Origin of the sequence: Paracoccus bogoriensis, from assembly GCF_019431455.1 — a bacterium.
Taxonomy (GTDB): Bacteria; Pseudomonadota; Alphaproteobacteria; order Rhodobacterales; family Rhodobacteraceae; genus Paracoccus; species Paracoccus bogoriensis.
Genome location: NZ_JAHYSR010000050.1, coordinates 1 through 1,221 on the forward strand (window position 1 = coordinate 1; position 1,221 = coordinate 1,221).

A 1,221-nucleotide genomic window follows, 5' to 3' on the forward strand; every position below is an offset into this window, starting at 1 on the left:
AGGGCAATCGCATATGGCTCATTCGATCGCCAAGCCATTGAGAACGCTGCGAAGGAAGTCGTCGTCCCAGCCGGCTCGCCTGAGCTTGATGGAGAGGGAGCCGCGCGATGTGTCCCTGCGCATGACGTCGAGGGCGCGGCGGCGCAGGACCGCGATGTTGCCCGGGCCGTTCTCCTTGCGGTTGCGCGCGGCGTCCTCGCGGAAGGACACGTCGAGCTGCCAGTGCATGGCGTTCTCGATGGCCCAGTGGGCACGCACAGTGGCCGGCAGCACGTCGGGCGCAGGCATCCAGGACAGGGCGAAATACCGCGTCTCGGAGGTCGTGGTGCCGGCTGTTTCCCGCGTCGCCTCGATGCGGCCGAAGGCCTTGAGGCCGGGGAAATCATGATGTTCTGCCAGACCCTTGGCCGAGACGACCACCGCCCTTCGGGTCTCGACCCGGCCGTGGCCGGCTTCTTGCGCGTCGGCGCTTGGGTGGCCCTCCTTCAGCGTGGCGAAACAGGCCCGGGCATCGGACAGCAGCGAGTCCTGGTTGGCCTTGAGCGCCAGGCACCAGTCGCCGCCGCCGGCATTGATTGCCGCAACCGTGCGGCGATTGCAGTGCAGCGCATCGGCGGTCACCACCTTGCCCTTCAGCGCGATCAGGCCGAGCGCCGCGATGGCGGCCTCCAGCTCCGCGCCGCGATCGGCCGGCACGCTGGCCAGCGTCAGACGCAGCCGCGTCGCGTAGGCCGAGACCACCATCCGCGTCCGCGCGCTCTCGCCCGCGTCGCGGGCGCCGCGCAGGGCCTTTCCGTCGACCGCGATCACATCGCCCTCCCGCAGCAGCGCCGCGACATCGGCCAGCACCCGTCCGAAGGCGGCGTCAAGCGCCTTCGGATCGATCATCCGGAATACGGCCGAGAAGGTGTCGTGCGACGGGATGGCGTGCTTCAGCTTGAGGAACTCCCTGAAAACGCTCTCCTTCGCCCGGCCGAAGGCGGCCATCTCGGCGCAGGACGTCGCGCCGCACAGCACCGACACGAAGGCGATGACGAGCAACTCGCCGAGGTCATGCCGGATGTTTCCGGCGCGGGGATCGGGGACGTCTTCGAAGGCGGTCAGGAACAGGTGCATGGCGGCGATGGGCTCCGAGGGTGGGGTCCAAATCCCCAGAATCCATCCCACCCTCAGCCGCAAGGGGTGCCGCTCAGACCGCCAAGGTCATATGCGATTCCCCTG

1 protein-coding gene is annotated in these 1,221 nt (G+C 68.6%); it reads right to left on the minus strand.

What is annotated here, in order from left to right; translation table 11 throughout:
* Positions 1 to 18: 18 nt before the first annotated feature.
* The gene (locus KY389_RS15000) at positions 19 to 1,116 is read right to left on the minus strand and encodes an ISAs1 family transposase (RefSeq protein WP_219831775.1); all 1,098 of its coding nucleotides are present in this window, start codon (positions 1,114 to 1,116) and stop codon (positions 19 to 21) included.
* Between the last annotated feature and the right edge of the window lie 105 nt (positions 1,117 to 1,221).